Below are 20,431 nucleotides of genomic sequence, written 5' to 3'. Positions count from 1 at the left end.
ATTCATCAAATCGCAACGTTAGCCATCAAATCGACTGCGATTCTTTGGCAAATTCAAGCGCATTTTCTTCCTCATTTTGCTCTAGCGTGAGGATTTCATAAGCATTGCTTTCTGAAAGTATCTTTTGGGTAAGCAAGGAGTTGAGTTTATGGCTACCAGCAAATGATATATAACTCCCCATCAAAGGCATTCCAAGTATAGCCATATCCCCGATGGCATCCAAAATTTTATGGCGGACAAATTCTTCTTTGTAGCGCAAGCCCTCTTTGTTGAGGATACCGCTTTCATCAAGCACGATACAATTACTCAAATTCCCGCCTTTTGCCAAGCCCTGCGAACGCAAATAATTCACCTCGTGTAAAAATCCAAATGTCCTTGCACGTGCGATTTCTTCTTTGTAAGCCAGCTTATTAAAAACAAACTTATAGGCTTGTTTTTTGATGGCTGGATGGGCAAAATCAATGCTAAAATCAAACACCATCCGATCGTTTGGCTCAACCCTGACAAATTTATCGCCATCACGCACCTCAATAGCTTTTTTGATTTGTAGCACCCTTTTAGCGCTAGATTGCTCGATAACGCCGGCTTCATCCAAAAGCATACAATAAGCGATCGAACTCCCATCCATAATCGGGATTTCTTCATTATCTACAGAGATCTTGAGATTATCAATCCCATAGGCATTCACAGCCGATAACAGATGTTCGATGGTTGATATTCTAACATCACCCACCCCTAGCACCGTTGCCATCATCGTATCGACGACATTTTCAGGCTTCATTGGGATACTCACTGCCTCATCGCTACGATAAAAGACGATCCCACTATCAGCCTCTAAAGGCTCTAAAACCATCTTCACAGGCACGCCCTTATGCAAACCAATACCAATAAGCTCGACTTTTTTGGCTATCGTTTTTTGTTTCATTTTATTTCCTTTACGGATATATTATCGCCATTTTTTGTGATTATTTTTAACAAATCATTACTGCTAAGCTTCTCAATAATTTCTGGACCTAAAATCTCCCCTTGAAACACGATATGATGAGAACACAGCGTTTTTAAAATCAAATATTGCCCCCCACAAACTATAATCCCCTCGCATTTCCCATATATGCTGATATTCCTTTCTGATACGATTCTCGCACCATTATTGACATTCCCAAGAATGATAATATCTCCCGAACTCTCGAGTTCTTCGCCACTGCGAATGTTTCGATTGCAAATCTCGGTTTTGGTATCGATCGCATTGATAGTGGGGGTTTTGGTAAGCTCCCTGCCCCTAAGTTCATTTTCAGCGATGATATAAGTCATTTTAAGCTCGCCAAGCACCGCTGTGAGTGCGGGTTCAATCGGGGCTTTAAAGACCAATAAATAATCTTTTAGCAAAACAAAATTTTTCGTTACAAACTCAATATATTCTGCGCTCTGCCCACTCTCTAGCTCAAAAACCCTAATATTTTTCTGTCTGGTTTTGATCATCTAGCCCCTCAATCGTGTTTTTTGCTTTCAAAAACACATCCGTGATATTTGCTTTGATCCATTTGGGATCCATCCATTCCACATCCCTGACAGGATGCCCTTGCACCAATATCCCCAAATGCAAATGATCGCCAAATGCCCAACCTGTCTGACCGGTAAGCCCGATGATTGTCCCAGCGGCTATTTCTTCGCCGGGCTTGACATCAAATCGCGACATATGCGAATACAGCGAAGCCAGACCAAAGCCGTGATAGATAATCGTAGTATTACCATATACGCCCAAAAGCTCGGTAAATACGACTTCACCTGGATTGGTTGCGATGATAGGAGCGTGACTCACACTCGCAATATCCAATCCCAAATGCATTGATTTGCTGATTTGTTTCTTGCCCAAAAAATAACTCCGATGATCGCCAAAATTTCCCACTACAGCGCTCCCTTTGAGTGGCAAAAAGGCTGAAAATGTGATAGGCTCACTCAAAGATGTATAATCCACATCGCTCGCAGCTTTGATAATCATTTCTTCATCTCTTTGGCGGATACCCTCATTGATATATTTAAATTTTTCGATCGGATTTGAAAAACTCTCCGGCTTTCTTTAGCCGATGGTATCGACTAGTTCATTGAGCTTGCCATTCAAGAAATTTTCCTTGACCTTGATATTGGAATACCGGTATCGTGCGCTCATATCTTTGATGAGAGGAATCGAGACCCGTTTTTGGTTGAATGCCTTGTCTAAAACCGTTATGGTTCCATTAAAAAAATTATTTTGCACAGGCCAAGCCAAAATCACAGCATAATAGCCTGGTTTCATAAAAGGAAACACCTTAAAATCATCTTCGCCATTACTCACACTGATGGAGCGCACGCCATTATCAATGACCTTAAAAATCAATAACGCACTCCCGCCATACGTGATTTTATAAGAATTGGCAACGATATTTATCAGAGGGGCTTGGGTATCAACAATCAAATCCAGCTCTTTTGTGGTGGTATTGCCACTGAAAAAATGTGCATTACTCCAGTCGGTAACCGAGATTTTGTAATGGATTTTCATCCCATCAGGGAGCTTGATTTCAGGCTTTGGTAGCAAAAAAGTCTGCTCTTTGGGTTTGTCTAATACGATTTCTTCTTTGTCAAATACCACGACATTATCTGAAGTAACCGCACGCACTTTATAAGACCTAATACCCGTGTCATCAGTGGCTTGGATAGTGATTTGTTTATTGGGATTCCAATACGCCTCATTGCCTAATTGCACGCGATCTTTTTTGTCAATAGACATATAAATGGCGACTTCTGGAGGATTTCTCTCAAAAAATTTTGAATTATAAATCGCATAAGCACCCACAATCACCACGACCAACAAAAATAGTTTTATGAAAGTTTTAAATTTCATTGATAACCTTTACGTCCATTATTTTTCCCATCATTCTATACTCTAGGATCTGCTATTTTACCCTCAATGGCACTTTTAGCCACGACAGCAGCATTTGCCAAATAAACCTCTGAACTCCTCGCCCCCATCCTGCCGACAAAATTTCTATTTGTCGTAGAAATACAACGCTCATTATCTCCTAATATCCCCATATACCCGCCCAAGCAAGCCCCACAAGTCGGATTAGAGATAAGCGCACCCGCTTCGATGAGCGTATCGATGTAGCCAAGCTCTTGGGCTTGCTTGTAGATACGTTGTGTCGCTGGGGTAACGATGAGACGCACATCTGAATGCACCCGCTGGTCTTTGAGTATCTCGCTGGCAATCTTGAGATCACTCAAACGCCCATTCGTGCAAGACCCAATAAATGCTTGATCGATTTTTAGCTCATCTTTTAGTGCCACGCTCACAGGCTTGCCATTGCTGGGGAGATAGGGGTAAGCTACCATTGGCTCAAGCTTGCTCGCATCAATTGTAATGACTAAAGCATAGTTAGCATCGCTATCAGATTGGTAGTATTTTGGCTCGGCACGCAAATTCCCATTAAGCTCTTTTCTATTGGCTAAAAACGCTTTGGTGATCTCATCAGCAGCGATAATGCCGTTTTTTGCCCCCGCTTCAATCGCCATATTACACAACGAAAAACGATCATCCATACTCAAATACCCTATCGTATCCCCGCAAAATTCGAGTGCTTGATAAAGCGCACCATCCACGCCGATTTGGCGGATGACTTCCAAAATCAAATCCTTGCCATACACCATATCAGAGGGCTTGCCACTGAACTCAACCCGTATGCTTTTTGGGATCTTAAACCAATTTTTACCCGTAATCATCGCATACGCCAAATCCGTGCTTCCCATCCCGGTAGAAAATGCCCCCAAAGCCCCGTGCGTGCAAGTATGCGAATCCGCCCCGATAATCACATCGCCACTTAGCACCAAGCCTTTTTCGGGCAAAAGGGCGTGTTCAATCCCCATATCCCGCTCATCAAAATAATTTTTCAAGCCAAATTCCTTAGCAAAATCACGACTAATGCGTGCTTGATTTGCTGAAGCGATGTCTTTGGCGGGGATAAAATGATCCATCACGATACAAAAATTATCCGGCTTTGCCAATGCCTTTGCCCCGCTACTGCGAAATGCCTTGATAGAAAGTGGCGTGGTGATGTCATTACCAATCACCATATCGATTGGGGCTTCTACAATTTCATCAGCATACACCGCCCTTTGGCAATGGGCGGAAAAAATCTTTTCTGTAATCGTCTGTCCTGCCATCTTGCTTCCTTTTTTAATTTTGAATTAAATTTTACTACGCTTTCTTTAAGTTTTAAAATACATAAATATAACTCGCTGTCCAAATCACAGAACGTTTGAACGCAATATCTTTGGACTCTAGCGTTTTACTCGCCCCGCTGGCAGTGCTATAGGTCGCTGGACTCTCCAGTCCTAGTCTCAAAAAATTCCAAGGGATTTTTGCTCCGACTTCCAGGCGATTTTTTGCATTGATAGTAAAAGCTAGCCCAGCATTGAATGTATAATCAATCTGGAGCAATGTATTCCACAGCACATTATCACTGCTATAGTTTGGGTCTTTTAAAAGGCGACTTGTTTTCTCCTCATCCTTATCGGCACTATCAAGCAATACCATCGCCCCAAAGCCGATACCAAAATACCCGCCAACAAAATATTTAAACCCTCTATCCAAAGGCACATCCACAAGCAAATCAAGATTCATCGCCCCAAGCATATAAATCACTGAACCAATCTTTTTATCTTTTAGACTGCCATCATCGCACGGATAATTCTTTGCTGTAAGTCCCCCTGATGCTATCATCACATCCCCATAGACCCGTGCACCAAAATAGGGATTGAAAAAGCTCTGATACCCTAGTTTGCCCCCAAACATAGGGAGCTTAGAAATAGTGTTTAAAGGGGATTTCAAAACACCTGTTTTTTGAGTTTGCAGATCGGGGATCGTTGTGGTGGTCTCATTATAATGCCCATCAATATAATCATTAAACAACGCACCATAGCCTACGTTGATACCCATAAAAATACCGCTTTTAGCATCTGAACGGCTGTATTTTTCTCGCAAATGTTTCTTTTTGTCTGCAGAAGCATTGGGATAATGCGACTCGATATAGTCTTGATTGGGATAATATTCCTTAGGCGTGCCACCATTTTTGATGATTTGTTCTTTTAGTGAGCGGATCTCTGCTTCGAGTCCAGCTACCATCACAGGCGCAACGGGTGTCGCCTTTGCCCCAAATGCCATTGCCAATAATAGTAAAATAATTTTTTTCATCATTTGCCTCTAAAACAATAGATTATAGCTTATCAGATACACATTTGTCGTAGAAAGCTCACGTGAAGAGGCTTCTTTGAGCTTGATTGGAGGGATTTTCAAACCTAATTCAATGCGATGCCTGACTTCTAGTGTCAAAGCCACGCCGAGATTGATTACCACGCCAAACTGGCTCAAAGCTGGCTGGCTACTCTTATCGCTATAGCCAACCCAACCCATCCCCACACCGCCAAACAAGCCCAAAGCGTATTTTTTATCACTATCTAATGGCACATCTGCGATCAAATCAAGATTAAAGCTTGCCAACTGGTAAGCCATACCCTCCATATCACCCCTGAGGTATTCCCCATAAAATCGAAGACCGCCAATATAATCTTTGAGATATTTTTGATAGCCCGCCTTTGCCCCATAAAGCAAAGGATGTGAATCCATATACCCCGCAGGCGTTGTATGGAGTGTGATATTCCCTACAAGGACGCCAACAAAAAAGCCATTTTTTTGTTTTGCCATCGCTTCAAGTGCGAGTTTTTGTTTTTGTTCATAAAGCTGGCCTTTGAGCATATAAATTTGCCTTTTTTGCTCTGCAATATCATCGGCTTGAAGACTTAGATTCACGCTCATTGCGAACAAAAACGCTAGGATTAGGCGCTTAAAAAACATATTGATACCCTGTCATAAAAAGCGCGCCGAGCCATTCGATATTTTTGTCTGTGATGAGCTTGAGCTCAAACTCCAAACGATTATGACCAAAAATCGTAACCCCAAAACCCGCATTTGCCATCACGCCAAATTCAGAATTTGCATTATAGCTGTGGATCATACTGCCTAGCCCAATACCAGCAATCACACCCGCAGAAAAGTTTTTAAAAACAGGCAAGTCAATCATCACATCGCCATTCACACCGATGAATGAAAAACCCAGTCTCCCTAACGCTTCTTCTTTGCCCTTAGTGCCTAAATACTGGATATAGATCCTCCTACCGACATAATTGGGCAAAAAAAGCTTCTCAAAAATCGAAGGGATAAACGACTGGTAGCCAAACTTAGCCCCATATGCGAAAAGATAATTATTTTGAAGGTCGCTACTGACATCATTGCTGAAAGCCCCCGCACTCAATCCCAAAAAAAGTCCCGTTTTTTTGTCGGCTTCATTGAGATTTTGCACGAGGTCAGCGATTTCTTTGTCGGTTGTTTTCTGATAAAACTTGATATAGGGATAATAAGAAGGGTCGAGCGTGCCATAATCAATCGTTTCTTTGGCAACAACACTGCCTAAAAATAACAACACCAAAAGTGCAACCCGTCGCAACATTTCCCAACCTTAAAAACCTGATTAAAAACATCGAAAACTCTGGCTATTTTATCTATTTTTATATAAAATTTCGTTTTATATAAAAATTTTTAGAACAATTTTGATAAAAAAGCTTCCACTAAAGAAATTGTATAATACTCCAAAAAGGGGCAAGCAATGAAAACCACCATCCACGCACTCCAGTCCAAAAAAGGGGTCGAAAAAATCACGGCCATCACGGCTTATGACGCCTTATTTGCGAGCTTGTTTGACGCCCAAGTCGATGTTATTTTGGTCGGGGATAGCCTGAATATGAGCTTTGGGGGCAAAGAAGACACACTCAGTGCGACGATGGATGTGATGATTTATCACACAAAGGCAGTCTGTGCGGGAGCAAAAGAATCCTTTATCATCGCTGATATGCCATTTGGAAGCTATCAAACCCCCAAGATGGCGATCAAAAATGCTTTAAAGTTTTATCAACAAACCCCCGCTGATGCCATCAAGCTTGAAGGGGGCAAAGAACGCTCCAAGCTCATAAAGATGATTGTCAATGAGGGGGTAGCTGTGATTGGGCATATCGGGCTAATGCCTCAATTTGCCCGTTCAGAGGGGGGCTACAAAATCAAAGGCAGGAACGAAAAAGAAATGCTAAAGCTCACAGAAGATGCCCTTGCTTTGCAAGATGCGGGCGCTTGTATGCTCGTGCTTGAGGGGATCACCGCTAAAGTTGCCCAACACATCACCCAACAGCTAAATATCCCTACCATCGGCATAGGTAGCGGGGAAAAATGCGATGGGCAAATCCTCGTATGGAGCGATATGATGGGCTTTTTTCAACGATTTAAACCAAAATTTGTGAGGCAATACCTCGATGGGGCAAACCTCATCCAAACAGCACTACAACGCTATGTTGCCGATGTAAAATCGGGGAATTTTCCCTCTTTGGAAGAAAGCTACTAAACAATGGAACGCCTATCGCTAGAAGAAAATAATCGTATCATCGATATAGAAAAACTCGCTTTTGAAGAAAGTGCCGAAAACTCGCTCAGACCGACGCTGTGGGAAGAATACATCGGGCAAGAAAAAATCAAAAAAAACCTAAAAATTTTTATTCAAGCGAGCAAAAAACGGGGTGAATGCCTCGATCACACGCTTTTTTTTGGACCTCCGGGGCTTGGAAAAACCACGCTTAGCCATATCATCGCTAATGAAATGAATGCCAACATCAAAATAACCGCTGCCCCAATGATAGAAAAAGCCGGTGATCTCGCTGCGATTATGACAAATCTCGATGATGGCGATGTTTTGTTTATCGATGAGATACACCGCCTAAGCCCTGCGATTGAGGAGATCCTCTACCCGGCAATGGAGGATTTTCGCCTAGATATTATCATCGGCTCCGGACCTGCAGCCCAAACCGTTAAGATCGATCTGCCCAAATTCACGCTGATTGGGGCAACTACACGGGCAGGAATGCTAAGCAATCCTTTGAGGGACCGCTTTGGAATGAGCTTTCGGATGCAGTTTTATGAAGTCAGCGAGCTTGCTACAATCGCCCAAAAAGCCAGCTTGAAATTGGGTAAGACCCTCGATGCAGAAGGCGCAAAAGAAATCGCCTCACGCTCACGGGGAACGCCTAGAATCGCACTCAGATTATTGCGGAGGGTGCGGGATTTTGCTGAAGTTGCCGAAGAAAAAACCATTGGGCTAAGCACCACACGATACGCCCTCAACGAACTCGGTGTGAATGAATCGGGCTTTGATGAGTTGGATTTGCGTTATTTGCAGATTTTGGCAGAATCCAAAGGTAAGCCCATTGGGCTAAGCACCATCGCAGCGGCGATGAGCGAAGATGAGGGGACTATCGAAGATGTGATCGAGCCTTATTTGCTTGCCAATGGCTATCTTGAACGCACCGCAAAGGGGAGAATCCCGACATATAAAACCTATGAGCTTTTGAATCTCAAATTAAGCCCAAAAGGGCTTTTGTAGATGGGGTATTTGCCCTGATGATGGGTTTTGCAAGGGTGGATTTTGTTTTGAGCAGGTGGTTAAATTTTCCCTATTTTTCGCCCACATTCTGTATGTTTTAGGTTTTGGCTTTAGATTCAGTTTGTAGGTGCTAAAATCAAATGTTATTTTTAAATTTTAAGGAGTAAAAATGAAAGCACACGAACAGCATTTTGGATTTATGCAAAATGAAACCATTCAAATCCCTTTTTTTCAGAGAGCTTATGTTTGGCAAAAGGAACAATGGGAAAGGCTTTTTGAAGACCTAGAAACAAGCTTTGAAAATAAGACTTCACACTTTTTGGGTTCTATCATTTTAAAAGATGATTCAGCTAATGGGGGGGGGGGCAGTCAAAAGCCTTATTGATGGCCAACAAAGACTAACTACCTTTTCGATCCTTATCAAAGCTTTATATGACAATCTTAGCGAAGAAGATAAAAAAGAGCCTCGTTACGCAGGGCTGTTTTATGATAGTCTTAGCAAAAAAACCCCTAAAATCACTCATTCTCATCTAGATAAACCGGCATTTGAAAGCATTATACAAGCTGATGATATAAGTAACATACCAAAAGCAAAAGATGAAAGCCAGTTGGTTAAATGTTACCGGTATTTTTCTACTCAAGTGCAAAATTTAGACAAGAAAAAGGAATTTTTAGATTATATCTTGACTCAAAAACTCTGGGTTATTATTCAGTTAGATAGCAACGAAAATGAGCAAAAAATATTTGACTCTATCAATACCGCTGGATTGAGGCTTTCGGTGCTTGATATTATCAAAAATAGTCTTTTTTATCAGATTAGGAATCTCGAACCCCGAGAGGATATTGTTCGGGGTTGGTATGAGCCATATTGGAAAGATGTTTTTGAAAAAGATGCCGACACGATCAAAAATTGGGATAGGGTGCATTTTGATCGCAAAAGGGGCAGAAGCCAGAGCGATGTTTTTATCTATGCGTTTGCGGTTATTGAGGGAATTTTTGAACTTAGCAAAGGACATCGAATAGAAAATCTCAGCCAACTCTATAAGGAAAAATTCGCTAGTCTTGAAAGCCTGCCAGACAGCAGGAATTTCCTTCAACGGATGAAAAAATATGCAGAGCTTTATGCCCAATTTCCTGTGATTGAAAAAAATGAATCTTTTATTTATGAAGATGATATTAAAAGATTTTTCCATATCCTTTCTTTTATATCGGCAACACCAATCCCATTGGTTTTGGCACTCAAGGCTAAGCTTGAAAATGATGAGAAAAATTTTCTCCAATGCCTCAAGATACTAGAAAACTTTTTGATGTTTTGTTGGTTTAATCGTATCAATACAGATAGCTATAGTGCGTTCTTTTTGGGACTAACTTGTGATGTAATAGCCCATCAAAACAATCAAAATTTATCAGAAGTTTTGAAACGAAAATTTAAAGAAAAACTTCAGGAATATGATAACTTAGGAAATATGGATGACGCGCTAGAGGAGCAAATAAAATGGAAACCTAAGGATGCAAAACTCGTTTTATTTTGGATCGAGCTTTACCGACAGGAAGAATTAAAGGGCAAGAAAGATAGAGAATCAGATGGGTTGGTTTTTGATATGTTGCAACTTGAGCATATCTTGCCCCAAAAATGGCAAACAAACTGGAATTGCGATGACAAGAGTGATGAAGAGATGGAATATTTGGTCCATATGCTGGGGAATATGACCTTGCTTCAATGGAAAAATAATGTAAGCTTAAGTAATTCTTCTTGGGAAAAGAAAAAAGAGCAGTTGGAAAAAACATCAGATTTTATTATCAATAAAGAAATCATCAAAAACGAAAAATGGGATGAAAACGCCATCAAGGCACGCACGCAAAATTTTATAAAAGAAATTTATAAAATTTGGGATTTTAATAGCTTTTTGCAATAGGGGCATTTAGATTTCAAATATTTATGGAGACAAATCACAAGTCAAAATAAAAAACTTCTAAAGCCCATCTTGAGTGCATAATATTTTGGTCTTGTCAATGAGATGATGGCTTTGAGAACAAACCAGGATTTACCTTTTAGGGAAAGGGGCTAGACACCGACTATGCTTTTGTGTATTACTTCGCTGTGTTTTGCCCCACTGGCACTAAAACCAAGCAACTGGCTTTGATTTAACACCTCGTTAAAATCCACGCAAAGGTCAGTGCGGTAAAAATCGCCTTTAAAAACCTAAGCCACTCCCTGCCAGATTCCTATCAAAGCAGATAGAATCTGTCCCTAAAATTTCTGTTGTATTCCCCTCTTTTGGCTATCAAACGATTGCTTACAATCATTCAATAGAACCCTCAAGTCCTAAAGATTAGCAGGTGCGAGGTTGCCACTTGCGGGCTAATATAAAATATTTATGTTATTTTTGATGATTTTATATGTTATTTAAAGTAATTATTAAATACTCCCCCACAATATGAGATAAAAGGGATGATTGGCTTGATTTAGGAATTAAAAACTCATAAAACACGTATCGCAATGCTTTTGGATTTGGGAATGGCTCAAGAAAAAGGGGCGCTTATCTTGCTTGCCCCACACAATGATTATAAGCCTTATGAAGATAGCCAATAAACCTGGCAAAGGCAAATCAAATGCCTTTGGGGGTTGTTTTGTTTGTTGTGAGATTTTTGGCGACTTGGGTACTCTCTGTGATGATATATCTAAAACGCTAGTTTGACTTGATTCTTTTAATCTCTATAATCAAATTTGTATGATTTCAAGGGATTACAAATTAAGCAACTCCACCACAATGACATTGTAATGCTTCCATTAGTTTAAAATTTATTTAAAAATATATTTTCAAAAATTACATAATCATCAAACCGCTTCAAGTCAAACAAAAACTATTTTTCAGTCTTAAAAATAAGCAAGGAAGCTTTGTAGGAATTTGTTTGTGTGAGAAAAATTCGAGTTATTCAGAAAATGCCCCATAAGCCATCAATTTTTCATAACGTTTTTGGATAAAATCAGAATCCTTTCTGATAGCCTCCAAACTGCTTAAAAAATACTCTTTGATGGCATTTGCGGCGTGGGTTTTATCACGATGTGCGCCCCTGCTTGGTTCTAAAATAATATCATCAATAAGCCCAGCTTTTTTGAGTTCGTCAGGAGTGATTTTCATCGCTTTTGTTGCGGATTCTATCTTGCTGGGGTCATTCCACAAGATAGCCGCACAACCCTCTGGGGAAATCACGCTAAAAATCGAATACTGCATCATAGCGAGCTTATCAGCCACGGCAATTGCCAAAGCACCACCACTCCCGCCCTCTCCAATGACAACCGAAATCGTAGGGACTTTCAAGGCTGCAAAATCCTGGAGATTTTTTGCAATCGCCTCACTCTGCCCTCTTTCTTCTGCGCCCAAGCCCGGATAAGCACCCGCAGTATCAACGAGCATCAATATAGGAATATCAAACTTTTCAGCAAACTTGGCAGCCTTGAGTGCCTTGCGATAGCCTTCTGGATTTGGCATCCCAAAATTACGCATTAATTTGTTTTTGGTCCCGCGCCCTTTTTCCTCGCCAATCACCAAGGTGGTTTGCTCACCAATCTTTCCCAAAAAACAAACGATCGCCTTATCATCGCTAAAATGCCGATCCCCTGAGATTTCATAACCATCTTTTAAAATCAAATCGATATAATCCATCGCATAGGGTCTATCGGGATGACGAGCTAGCTGCAATTTTTGGTAGTCATTCATATGGGAATAGACCGCACGAACTTCTTTTTCAAGATCGATTTCTAAAATATCTTTGGCAGCCTCATCGCCACGAATCGTAGCCATTTCTATTTCATCTTGGATATTTTTGATACGCTGTTCAAAATCCAGATAAGTTGCCACTGCTATACTCTAAAATTATACTTTTTTGAAAATCACGACACCATTTGTGCCACCAAAACCAAAAGAATTACTCATCACGATTTCAACCTTTGCTTCTCTAGCAACATTAGGGATATAGTCGAGATCGCATTCTGGGTCGGGAGTTTCTTGATTGATAGTCGGTGGCAAAATGCCTTCATTCATCGCCATAATCGAAATCACAGCCTCGATAGCACCTGCTGCACCCAAACAATGCCCAATCTGCCCTTTTGTCGAACTCACAGGGGGGACATTTTCTTTACCACCAAAAACATTTCTCAATGCGATTGTCTCAAACAAATCATTATACCCTGTGCTTGTGCCGTGTGCATTGATATAGCCGATCTTCACATTTGCTACGTTGCCCGCCATACTCAAGGCGGCTTTCATCGCCCGATAAGCCCCCTCACCCTCAGGTGCTGGCGTAGTCATATGATTGGCATCGCCACTTTCTCCAAAACCTATAAGCTCAGCATAAATCTTCGCCCCTCTTGCTTTGGCACTCTCATAGTCTTCTAGGACCAAAGCACCAGCACCCTCACCCATCACAAAACCATCTCGATCCTTATCAAAAGGTCGTGAAGCCTTTAGGGGATCGTCATTCCTACTCGATAATGCCTTCATAGCCGCAAAACCACCAATGCCGACTGGACAAATTGTCGATTCTGCTCCAATCACAAGCATCCGATCGGCGCCATTAAGCATAATCGTCTTGGCTGCCTCAATGATAGCGTGTGTCCCTGCAGCACAAGCGGTAACACTTGATACATTAGGACCTTTGATGCCAAATTCTATTGAAGTAAAACCGCCCAGCATATTCACGAGGGCTGATGGGATAAAAAACGGGGTAATCTTTCTAGGTCCTTTTTCAAAACACGTAATGGAGTTTTTTTCGATATTTCCCAATCCACCAATCCCTGCTGCAGAACTCACACCAAATCTATCGGCAATGCTCGCTTCACACTTACCTTCAGCGTCCAAAAGCCCGCTCTCAATCATCGCCTCTTTAGAAGCTTTCAGTGCCAATTGGATGAAACGATCAGCCTTTTTGACCTCTTTGGGATTCATCACCTCATTGGGATCGAAATCCGTTATTTCCGCAGCGATTTGCACAGGAAAATCAGTCGTATCAAAACAGGTAATTCTTTTAACGCCACACTTCCCATCTATAATAGATTTAAAAGAATTCCCTTTATTTAATCCCAGCGAATTAATCATCCCCAATCCCGTTACAACGATCCGACGCACATACACTCCTTATGATAGCATTCAAATGATAGGTCCCTCTTTCAAGGGAACAGATTACTTTTTATTGGCTTCGATAAAATTGACAACATCACCAACGGTTACAATCTTTTCGGCTTGCTCATCAGGAATTTCAATGCCAAATTTTTCTTCAAGCGCCATCACGAGCTCGACTACATCAAGGGAATCAGCACCCAAATCCTTTACAAACTCTGCTTCCAATTTTACTTGATTCGCATCCACGTTCAGTTGTTCTACTACCACAGCTTGTATATCATCAAATAAAGCCATTTTTTCTCCTTTGTTAATTTTCGATTTAGAGTTTCTAATTCTAACTAAAGTTTTGATAAAAACAAATAAAAAATAAAAAAATCTGCATTTTTTTGCAAGATTTTACATATAAAGCCCGCCATTGACTTTCAAAACCTCACCCGTAATATAGCTTGAATGATCGCTCAACAAAAACGCTACAGCATCGGCAATTTCTTTGGTATTTCCCAATCTCCCTAAAGGAATATTTTTAATATAACTTTCTTTAACCTCATCTTTGAGGACATCGGTCATATCTGTTGCGATGAAGCCCGGGGTAATGGCATTGAATCGCACATTTCTGGAAGCCCCTTCATAGGCAAAAGACTTACTCATCGCAATCATCCCGCCCTTGCTTGCTGCATAATTGGTCTGCCCTGGGTTGCCTCGTTCTCCAACGATGGAGGCGATATTCACCACACTGCCAAATCGCTGTTTGCTCATTATCTTGAGAGCTTCCCGACAACCAATAAAAGCCGATTTCAAATTCGCATTGATAACATCCATAAATTCTTCAGTTTTCATTCTTAAGGCAAGCTTGTCGTTGGTGATTCCTGCATTATTGACCAAATAAGACAACTCACCATCACAATCAATGATAGCCTTTATCCCTTCAAGGAATCCCTCTTCATCGGTAACATCAAATTTGATAAGTGCAGCATTGCCACCAGATTTTTCGATTTCTGCTTTGAGATTATCCGCTATTTGGGGATTGCTTCTATAATTGATCCAAACCTTGAGGCCAAAGCCTGCTAATGTTCTAGCAATCTCTGCACCAATGCTCCGTGAAGCACCTGTTATGAGAACATTTTTACCGCTAAATTTCATTGATTACAACTCCTATTTTTAAATTGATTTTAAAGAATATTAACAAAAAAGCTTTGAATTTAATATAAAAGGAAGATTATAGGGGATTCTAAAAACCCCCCATCGGGGTTTTTAGAAGAAAAGGCTAGAGTCTGGACTCGTAACGTCTAAGCATATAAAGGCGTTTGAGCATTTTTTTCTTCGCATTGATCTTTTGCTTTTTGCGCTTTTCAGTCTTTGACTCAAAAAACCTTCTAGCTCGACACTCGGTTACTACCAAGTTGCGATCGGTTTGTTTTTTGAATTTTCGATAAGCTTCATCAAAAGACTCATTTTCTCTGACTTTCATACCAGGCATTTGCAATCACCACTTTCTTTATTTAGATTATCGAAGCCTAAACTTCTCAAAAGGATTATAAGCCAAAAATGATAAATTTAACATAAAATCAAGAAACTTTTGGTAAAATGCCACCCTTTTTATTGCGTGCCCATAGCTCAGCTGAATAGAGCAACAGGTTGCGGTCCTGTAGGCCGGGGGTTTGAATCCCTCTGGGCACACCACTTCATTCCAAACATTCCAAATTAATCCAAATAAAATCCATCAAAATTTGACATCTCAAAGCAAAATAATCCCAATAAAGACGTCCAAAAACAAGTATAATGTGAATCTCAATTAGTTAAAACGAGGTTCATATCAATGAAGTATTGTAAAATATTTTGTATCGCTTGGATACTCGCAGGTTTGCTTACTCAAGCCCAAGCCCGCCAGAAAGATGGGTTTGAAATCTATGGCGATATTTTTCAGTTTCTCCCCGCAATGGCAGCTGTGGTTTCGCTCGCTCAAAAAGACTACAAAGGTCTAGGTTATCTTGCCATCGGCACAGGGAGCACGCTAGCAGTAACATTTGCGACCAAATATAGTTTTGTAGGTATTTCTAGAAGCCATCCTAGCTGGGCAAAGATCAGCCAAAGACCCAATAACGGGAGTTACGATGGCTTCCCATCTGGGCATACCGCTTCGGCATTTTCTGCAGCAGGCTTTATGCAAAGGCGATACGGCTGGAAATGGGGTGTCCCAACCACCATTTTGGCAACACTAGTCGGGGTTTCACGAGTTACTGCCCAAAGGCATACCGTTACACAAGTGATCGCAGGGGCGATTCTTGGATATGGCGTTTCCTATCTCGTTACAAGCAAGCTCAATCAAAATGTCAATATTGATGTGGATGTCGATCAAGAAGAAGTCTCTAAAGGCGTATATCAAAATATCTATGCTTTACGCCTAAACTATCGTTTTTAAAATATTTTTTAAGACTTTTTTTAAGATTCCTGTGCTTAGAAAATCATTTTAAAATTTTTGGCAGCGTGATACCCATTTGCCCTTGATACTTCCCTTGTTTGTCCTTGTAGCTGACCTTGCAGGGTTCATCACCTTGCAAAAACAGCACTTGAGCAATGCCCTCATTAGCATAGATTTTTGCTGGCAGGGGCGTGGTGTTGGATATTTCAATGGTGATATGCCCTTCAAATTCAGGTTCAAAAGGCGTTACATTCACGATAATCCCACACCTTGCATAGGTGCTTTTCCCCAAACAAATCGCGAGCGTATCTCTAGGCATTCTAAAATATTCCACCGTCCGTGCTAAGGCAAACGAATTGGGCGGGACAACACAATAACCTTGCTCTGAAGCATCAACTTCGACAACATTATCATAATGAAAATCCTTAGGATCGACTATCGTCGCCCCGACATTGGTAAATATCATAAATTCATTCCCAACCCTAATATCATAACCATAACTACTAAGCCCAAAACTCACGACATTCTGCCCGACTTGCTTTTCACAAAAAGGCTCTATCATCGCTTGTGTAAGGCTCATTTCTTTGATCCAAATATCTGATTTTAATCCCATCGATGCCGTTCCTATCCTCTTTTGAATTAAACTTATGCTATTATAGCAAAGACAAAAGCTAATCTCATTTTAGTTGAGAATTTTAAAATCTTTTCGTATAAAGGACAACGCCATTATGAACCTTGCAGAAATAAAAAAACTCATCGAAATCTTCAATCACTCAGAAATAACACGCCTGAGTCTCAAACAAAACGATTTTGAACTCAAGCTTGACAAACAAACTGCTTGTAACCCAATGCCTCTAGCCCAGCCAATAACCCCTATCGCACAACCAACTATCCAAAATGCGCCTCAAAGCACATCGCACACACCAGCTCCCACCCAGACGCATTCTGAAAGCGGGGATTTTATCACATCGCCGATGGTAGGGACTTTTTATCGATGCCCATCCCCAGATGCTGCTCCCTATGTAAATGTCGGGGATACAATCAAAAAAGGGCAGACGATAGGGATTATCGAAGCGATGAAGATTATGAATGAAATCGAAGCAGAATATGATTGCAAGATCCTTGCCCTAGAGGTCAATGACGCCCAGCCCGTCGAATACGGCACAAAACTCATCAAAGTAGAGAAAATATAACACTATGAAACAAGTAGAAAAAAAAACGCTTCGTAGAATCCTCATTGCCAATCGAGGCGAAATCGCCCAAAGAGCCATCCGAACCATTCAAGAAATGGGCAAAGAAACCATTGCCATCTACTCAACTGCTGATAAAGATGTGCATTATCTCGATATTTCTGATGCAAAAGTCTGTATCGGAGGACCCAAATCATCAGAAAGCTACCTCAATGTCCCTGCGATTATGAGCGCTGCTGAGCTCTTTGATGCTGATGCGATATTTCCGGGTTATGGTTTTTTGAGCGAAAATCAAAACTTTGTTGAAATATGTTCGCACCACGGGATAGAATTTATCGGTCCAAGTGCCGATGTGATGGTGATGATGAGTGATAAATCCAAAGCAAAAGATGTGATGAAAGAAGCGGGTGTTCCTGTCATTCTCGGAAGCGATGGGGCGCTCAAAAGCTATCAGGAAGCCCAAGAAGTAGCAGAAAAAATCGGCTACCCTGTTATCATCAAAGCAGCCGCTGGTGGGGGCGGTAGAGGTATGCGTGTGGTCGAAGATCCCAAGCTTTTGAAAAATCTCTATTTGGCGGCTGAAAGCGAGGCATTGAGTGCATTTGGAGATGGGACAATCTATATGGAAAAATTCATCCGCAACCCCAAACATATCGAAGTCCAGATCCTAGCTGACAAATATGGCAATGTGATCCATATCGGGGAGCGGGATTGCTCTGCTCAACGCAGGCAACAAAAGCTTATTGAAGAAACCCCTGCAATAGTCCTCACCCCTGAAGTGAGAAAATCCCTCCTAGACACCGCCGTCAAAGCGGCTAAGCATATCGGTTATGTGGGTGCAGGAACGTTTGAATTTCTTTTGGATGCTAACAATAAAGATTTTTATTTTATGGAGATGAATACGAGGCTACAAGTCGAACACACCATCAGCGAAATGGTAAGCGGGCTGGATTTGGTGGAGTGGATGATAAAGATTGCAGAAGGCGAGGAACTCCCCAAGCAAGAAACCATCGCATTTAAGGGGCATTCTATAGAGTGCCGTATCACTGCTGAAGACCCTGAAAAATTCTATCCCTGCCCGGGTAAAATCACCAAATGGATTGCCCCGGGTGGTGCGAATGTGAGGCTAGATACCCACGCTTATGCAGGCTATAGCGTGCCGATGTTTTATGACTCGATGATTGGCAAGCTCATCGTTTGGGGCGAAGACAGAAATAAAGCCATCGCCAAGATGAAACGATCGCTTAGGGAGTTTTGTATTGAAGGCATCAAAACAACCATCCCATTTCATCTCAAAATGATGGATAATGCTGATTTCAAACTTTCTAAAATCCATACAAAATATCTCGAACAAAATATGGAATAACAAATGCTTATCTTCATTAAAATAAGCCAAAGGAATGGATTATGAAGATCACACCTCGCAACGCTTCTGTCGTGAGCGACACGCTCGCTTCAAAAAAACCTCTCCACATTGTGCCTGAAAAAAAATCCGATACAATCAAACATTCTGAAGACGCCGTCAAAATCACCCAAAACGAACTATCGCAATCTACCAAAGAAACCAACAATGCCATCGGGGCATTGCAGACAGCTATGAAAGGCATTGATACAATGACTAAAGAGGGCAAAGCCCTTGTTGGCATTTTGAAAAATCAAGAAAATGCCCCTGAAGCTCATAATTTAAAACAACAACTTATAAAGACCTTTGATAGCACCACATTCAATGGCGAAAATGTTTTTGCCAAAAACTATACCCGCCTTGACCCCCATATCAAATTTGATGCCAATGCCATCAAACCCTCTAATATCAACACCGAGAATCCACAAGCTCCTGAGGATTTTCTCAAAAATCTCGGTATCCAAAAAAAATACGCCAAAGAAGCGATCCATATCCTCAATCAAAACCTCCAAAACAATCTTGAAAATCTCAAAAAAACCGATGCTACCTACGACGCCCTTGATAAAACAGCCCTCAATGAAAAACAATTCAAAGAAGCCCACAAAACTGAGGGGCTAACCCTAGAGCGCTTAGCAAAACTCTTAGGCTGATGAATCCCTATAGCACCCAATTCATCGAGGAAGATGACCGCAACGCCGTTATAAAAGCCTTGCAAAGTCCAAACCTCACGCAAGGCAAACTCACACAAGATTTTGAAGAGCGTCTCTGTGAGATCATCGGTGTCAAGCACGCTCTTGTCTTCAACGCCGCAACATCTGCCCTTTATGCCGCTTATCAGGCTATTGGCTTGGGAGAAAAGGACCGCGCCATCACTTCGCCCATCACGTTTGTAGCTACAACAAATATGATGCTTGAATGCAACGCATTGCCGATATTTTGCGATGTCAAAAGAGATGGCAACATCAATGAAAAGCTCATCACCCCCCTTATCACACCCCAAACCAAAGCGATCGTGAGTGTTGATTATGCAGGAAACAGCGTGGAAGCCAAAAGTATCCGTGAAATTTGCGATAAAAATCGCCTCGCTTTTATCTCTGATAGCTCCCATTCCATCGGGGCAAAATACTACGACAAAAATATCGGCACACTCGCTGATATCACGATTTTTAGCTTCCACGCCATCAAGCCCATCACGACTGCTGAAGGCGGGGCGCTCCTCACTAACAACACCGATTTTTATGAACAAGCCAAGCTTATCCGCTCACACGGCGTGATAAAAAAAGAGCTTTGGAATACCGATGTCGTGCGGGGTGGGTTTAATTTCAGGATGACAGAGATTCAAGCAGCACTAGGGATCTCCCAGCTCAAAAAACTCCAAAGATTTCTCCATATTCGCGAAGAAATCGCCCAATTTTATGACAAAATCTTTGCAGGAAATCCCTATTTTTTCACCCTGCACCAAGATATGCGCCATACCACGACCAACCATCTATACCCTATCATTCTCGCTCCAGAATTTTGGTGTGCCAAAGAAGAGATCTTCAAAGCCCTGCTTGCAAGCTCTCTGGGCGTGCAGGTTCATTACAAACCCATTTATGAATTTAGCCTGTATAAAAATCTTTTGGGCGACCTAGAACTCCCTAATGCGAGGGATTTTTACCGCGCTGAAATCTCAATCCCTTGCCATCAAAAAATGGATCTAACCACAGCCAAAGAAACGGCGGAAAAAATCTTAAAGGTTTTTGAAAACTTCAAAACCTGTTTGCGTTGATTTTGGACCATTTTTT

The 20,431-nt window shown here is 41.4% G+C and carries 23 protein-coding genes and 1 tRNA gene; 10 read left to right on the top strand and 14 right to left on the bottom strand.

Annotated features, from left to right (window positions below; genetic code table 11):
* Positions 1-25: 25 nt before the first annotated feature.
* The 8 genes from lpxC to BJI48_RS05530 form a co-directional block, all read right to left on the bottom strand.
* On the bottom strand, positions 26-925 hold the full coding sequence (lpxC, locus tag BJI48_RS05565; RefSeq protein WP_095332786.1) for a UDP-3-O-acyl-N-acetylglucosamine deacetylase: 900 nt from the start codon (positions 923-925) through the stop codon (positions 26-28).
* Positions 922-1,479 carry a septum site-determining protein MinC gene (minC, locus tag BJI48_RS05560; RefSeq protein ID WP_095332784.1) on the bottom strand — a complete coding sequence of 186 codons (558 nt, stop codon included), beginning with the start codon at positions 1,477-1,479 and terminating at the stop codon, positions 922-924. Before minC ends, lpxC begins: the two co-directional genes overlap by 4 nt.
* Positions 1,451-1,999, bottom strand: a complete 549-nt coding sequence (locus tag BJI48_RS05555) for a M23 family metallopeptidase (protein WP_095332782.1) — start codon at positions 1,997-1,999, stop codon at positions 1,451-1,453. Before BJI48_RS05555 ends, minC begins: the two co-directional genes overlap by 29 nt.
* Positions 2,000-2,077: 78 nt before the next feature.
* Positions 2,078-2,878 (bottom strand): hypothetical protein, encoded by an 801-nt coding sequence (locus BJI48_RS05550; protein ID WP_095332780.1) that lies wholly within the window; start codon positions 2,876-2,878, stop codon positions 2,078-2,080.
* 35 nt (positions 2,879-2,913) lie between these two features.
* Complete coding sequence (locus tag BJI48_RS05545; protein WP_095332778.1) at positions 2,914-4,194, bottom strand: 3-isopropylmalate dehydratase large subunit; 1,281 nt, start codon at positions 4,192-4,194, stop codon at positions 2,914-2,916.
* A 52-nt stretch (positions 4,195-4,246) separates the two neighbouring features.
* On the bottom strand, positions 4,247-5,224 hold the full coding sequence (locus tag BJI48_RS05540; RefSeq protein WP_180763058.1) for an outer membrane beta-barrel protein: 978 nt from the start codon (positions 5,222-5,224) through the stop codon (positions 4,247-4,249).
* 9 nt (positions 5,225-5,233) lie between these two features.
* On the bottom strand, positions 5,234-5,884 hold the full coding sequence (locus BJI48_RS05535; protein ID WP_095332774.1) for an outer membrane beta-barrel protein: 651 nt from the start codon (positions 5,882-5,884) through the stop codon (positions 5,234-5,236).
* Positions 5,874-6,536 (bottom strand): hypothetical protein, encoded by a 663-nt coding sequence (locus tag BJI48_RS05530; protein WP_095332772.1) that lies wholly within the window; start codon positions 6,534-6,536, stop codon positions 5,874-5,876. Before BJI48_RS05530 ends, BJI48_RS05535 begins: the two co-directional genes overlap by 11 nt.
* Before the next feature lie 156 nt (positions 6,537-6,692).
* Here BJI48_RS05530 and panB point away from each other — a divergent pair, with 156 nt between their 5' ends.
* The 4 genes from panB to BJI48_RS05510 all read left to right on the top strand — a co-directional run bounded on the left by panB (position 6,693) and on the right by BJI48_RS05510 (position 10,426).
* Complete coding sequence (panB, locus tag BJI48_RS05525) at positions 6,693-7,478, top strand: 3-methyl-2-oxobutanoate hydroxymethyltransferase (RefSeq protein ID WP_095332770.1); 786 nt, start codon at positions 6,693-6,695, stop codon at positions 7,476-7,478.
* Between the two features lie 3 nt (positions 7,479-7,481).
* Positions 7,482-8,510 carry a Holliday junction branch migration DNA helicase RuvB gene (gene ruvB, locus BJI48_RS05520; protein ID WP_095332768.1) on the top strand — a complete coding sequence of 343 codons (1,029 nt, stop codon included), beginning with the start codon at positions 7,482-7,484 and terminating at the stop codon, positions 8,508-8,510.
* Positions 8,511-8,679: 169 nt separating this feature from the next.
* Positions 8,680-8,895 (top strand): DUF262 domain-containing protein, encoded by a 216-nt coding sequence (locus tag BJI48_RS05515; RefSeq protein WP_095332766.1) that lies wholly within the window; start codon positions 8,680-8,682, stop codon positions 8,893-8,895.
* Entirely contained in the window at positions 8,864-10,426 is a 1,563-nt protein-coding gene (locus BJI48_RS05510; RefSeq protein WP_180763057.1) for a DUF262 domain-containing protein, read from the top strand. The genes BJI48_RS05515 and BJI48_RS05510 overlap by 32 nt, the downstream gene beginning before the upstream one ends.
* A gap of 1,017 nt (positions 10,427-11,443) precedes the next feature.
* Here BJI48_RS05510 and accA read toward each other — a convergent pair.
* The 5 genes from accA to rpsU all read right to left on the bottom strand — a co-directional run bounded on the left by accA (position 11,444) and on the right by rpsU (position 15,110).
* Entirely contained in the window at positions 11,444-12,373 is a 930-nt protein-coding gene (accA, locus tag BJI48_RS05505) for an acetyl-CoA carboxylase carboxyl transferase subunit alpha (RefSeq protein WP_095332762.1), read from the bottom strand.
* Positions 12,374-12,388: 15 nt separating this feature from the next.
* Positions 12,389-13,639, bottom strand: coding sequence for a beta-ketoacyl-ACP synthase II (locus tag BJI48_RS05500; protein ID WP_095332760.1), 1,251 nt, complete (start codon positions 13,637-13,639; stop codon positions 12,389-12,391).
* Between the two features lie 54 nt (positions 13,640-13,693).
* Positions 13,694-13,927 carry an acyl carrier protein gene (acpP, locus tag BJI48_RS05495; RefSeq protein ID WP_095332758.1) on the bottom strand — a complete coding sequence of 78 codons (234 nt, stop codon included), beginning with the start codon at positions 13,925-13,927 and terminating at the stop codon, positions 13,694-13,696.
* Between the two features lie 102 nt (positions 13,928-14,029).
* The gene (fabG, locus tag BJI48_RS05490) at positions 14,030-14,773 is read right to left on the bottom strand and encodes a 3-oxoacyl-ACP reductase FabG (RefSeq protein WP_095332756.1); all 744 of its coding nucleotides are present in this window, start codon (positions 14,771-14,773) and stop codon (positions 14,030-14,032) included.
* Between the two features lie 124 nt (positions 14,774-14,897).
* Entirely contained in the window at positions 14,898-15,110 is a 213-nt protein-coding gene (rpsU, locus tag BJI48_RS05485; RefSeq protein WP_095332754.1) for a 30S ribosomal protein S21, read from the bottom strand.
* 126 nt (positions 15,111-15,236) lie between these two features.
* Here rpsU and BJI48_RS05480 point away from each other — a divergent pair.
* Together BJI48_RS05480 and BJI48_RS05475 are read left to right on the top strand one after the other, a co-directional pair.
* A tRNA-Arg gene (locus BJI48_RS05480) sits at positions 15,237-15,313 on the top strand.
* 136 nt (positions 15,314-15,449) lie between these two features.
* Complete coding sequence (locus BJI48_RS05475; protein ID WP_095332752.1) at positions 15,450-16,052, top strand: phosphatase PAP2 family protein; 603 nt, start codon at positions 15,450-15,452, stop codon at positions 16,050-16,052.
* Positions 16,053-16,095: 43 nt separating this feature from the next.
* Here BJI48_RS05475 and dcd read toward each other — a convergent pair whose 3' ends face one another.
* Entirely contained in the window at positions 16,096-16,665 is a 570-nt protein-coding gene (gene dcd / locus BJI48_RS05470) for a dCTP deaminase (protein ID WP_095332750.1), read from the bottom strand.
* A 115-nt stretch (positions 16,666-16,780) separates the two neighbouring features.
* Here dcd and accB point away from each other — a divergent pair, with 115 nt between their 5' ends.
* Genes accB through pseC form a run of 4 tightly spaced genes read left to right on the top strand, consistent with a single transcriptional unit; the run spans position 16,781 to position 20,415 of the window.
* The gene (accB, locus tag BJI48_RS05465) at positions 16,781-17,245 is read left to right on the top strand and encodes an acetyl-CoA carboxylase biotin carboxyl carrier protein (RefSeq protein WP_095332748.1); all 465 of its coding nucleotides are present in this window, start codon (positions 16,781-16,783) and stop codon (positions 17,243-17,245) included.
* A 4-nt stretch (positions 17,246-17,249) separates the two neighbouring features.
* Positions 17,250-18,608 carry an acetyl-CoA carboxylase biotin carboxylase subunit gene (locus BJI48_RS05460; RefSeq protein ID WP_095332746.1) on the top strand — a complete coding sequence of 453 codons (1,359 nt, stop codon included), beginning with the start codon at positions 17,250-17,252 and terminating at the stop codon, positions 18,606-18,608.
* Positions 18,609-18,649: 41 nt separating this feature from the next.
* On the top strand, positions 18,650-19,294 hold the full coding sequence (locus tag BJI48_RS05455; RefSeq protein WP_095332744.1) for a hypothetical protein: 645 nt from the start codon (positions 18,650-18,652) through the stop codon (positions 19,292-19,294).
* Positions 19,294-20,415, top strand: coding sequence for a UDP-4-amino-4,6-dideoxy-N-acetyl-beta-L-altrosamine transaminase (gene pseC / locus BJI48_RS05450; protein WP_095332742.1), 1,122 nt, complete (start codon positions 19,294-19,296; stop codon positions 20,413-20,415). The genes BJI48_RS05455 and pseC overlap by 1 nt, the downstream gene beginning before the upstream one ends.
* Positions 20,416-20,431 lie beyond the last annotated feature (16 nt).

This window comes from Helicobacter sp. 11S02596-1 (assembly GCF_002272825.1).
Taxonomy (GTDB): Bacteria; Campylobacterota; Campylobacteria; order Campylobacterales; family Helicobacteraceae; genus Helicobacter_J.
This window is presented reverse-complemented; position numbering and strand designations above follow the sequence as displayed.

What these genes read in the sequence shown, in the direction of transcription:
- panB (WP_095332770.1), top strand. Translation starts at nt 6,693, where the DNA reads ATGAAAACCACCATCCACGCACTCCAGTCCAAAAAAGGGGTCGAAAAA.
- accB (WP_095332748.1), top strand. Translation starts at nt 16,781, where the DNA reads ATGAACCTTGCAGAAATAAAAAAACTCATCGAAATCTTCAATCACTCA.
- minC (WP_095332784.1), bottom strand. Translation starts at nt 1,479, where the DNA reads ATGATCAAAACCAGACAGAAAAATATTAGGGTTTTTGAGCTAGAGAGT.
- ruvB (WP_095332768.1), top strand. Translation starts at nt 7,482, where the DNA reads ATGGAACGCCTATCGCTAGAAGAAAATAATCGTATCATCGATATAGAA.
- BJI48_RS05555 (WP_095332782.1), bottom strand. Translation starts at nt 1,999, where the DNA reads ATGATTATCAAAGCTGCGAGCGATGTGGATTATACATCTTTGAGTGAG.
- pseC (WP_095332742.1), top strand. Translation starts at nt 19,294, where the DNA reads ATGAATCCCTATAGCACCCAATTCATCGAGGAAGATGACCGCAACGCC.
- BJI48_RS05535 (WP_095332774.1), bottom strand. Translation starts at nt 5,884, where the DNA reads ATGTTTTTTAAGCGCCTAATCCTAGCGTTTTTGTTCGCAATGAGCGTG.
- BJI48_RS05460 (WP_095332746.1), top strand. Translation starts at nt 17,250, where the DNA reads ATGAAACAAGTAGAAAAAAAAACGCTTCGTAGAATCCTCATTGCCAAT.
- acpP (WP_095332758.1), bottom strand. Translation starts at nt 13,927, where the DNA reads ATGGCTTTATTTGATGATATACAAGCTGTGGTAGTAGAACAACTGAAC.
- BJI48_RS05515 (WP_095332766.1), top strand. Translation starts at nt 8,680, where the DNA reads ATGAAAGCACACGAACAGCATTTTGGATTTATGCAAAATGAAACCATT.
- BJI48_RS05455 (WP_095332744.1), top strand. Translation starts at nt 18,650, where the DNA reads ATGAAGATCACACCTCGCAACGCTTCTGTCGTGAGCGACACGCTCGCT.
- BJI48_RS05550 (WP_095332780.1), bottom strand. Translation starts at nt 2,878, where the DNA reads ATGAAATTTAAAACTTTCATAAAACTATTTTTGTTGGTCGTGGTGATT.
- lpxC (WP_095332786.1), bottom strand. Translation starts at nt 925, where the DNA reads ATGAAACAAAAAACGATAGCCAAAAAAGTCGAGCTTATTGGTATTGGT.
- BJI48_RS05540 (WP_180763058.1), bottom strand. Translation starts at nt 5,224, where the DNA reads ATGAAAAAAATTATTTTACTATTATTGGCAATGGCATTTGGGGCAAAG.
- fabG (WP_095332756.1), bottom strand. Translation starts at nt 14,773, where the DNA reads ATGAAATTTAGCGGTAAAAATGTTCTCATAACAGGTGCTTCACGGAGC.
- dcd (WP_095332750.1), bottom strand. Translation starts at nt 16,665, where the DNA reads ATGGGATTAAAATCAGATATTTGGATCAAAGAAATGAGCCTTACACAA.
- BJI48_RS05545 (WP_095332778.1), bottom strand. Translation starts at nt 4,194, where the DNA reads ATGGCAGGACAGACGATTACAGAAAAGATTTTTTCCGCCCATTGCCAA.
- BJI48_RS05530 (WP_095332772.1), bottom strand. Translation starts at nt 6,536, where the DNA reads ATGTTGCGACGGGTTGCACTTTTGGTGTTGTTATTTTTAGGCAGTGTT.
- BJI48_RS05475 (WP_095332752.1), top strand. Translation starts at nt 15,450, where the DNA reads ATGAAGTATTGTAAAATATTTTGTATCGCTTGGATACTCGCAGGTTTG.
- BJI48_RS05510 (WP_180763057.1), top strand. Translation starts at nt 8,864, where the DNA reads ATGGGGGGGGGGGCAGTCAAAAGCCTTATTGATGGCCAACAAAGACTA.
- rpsU (WP_095332754.1), bottom strand. Translation starts at nt 15,110, where the DNA reads ATGCCTGGTATGAAAGTCAGAGAAAATGAGTCTTTTGATGAAGCTTAT.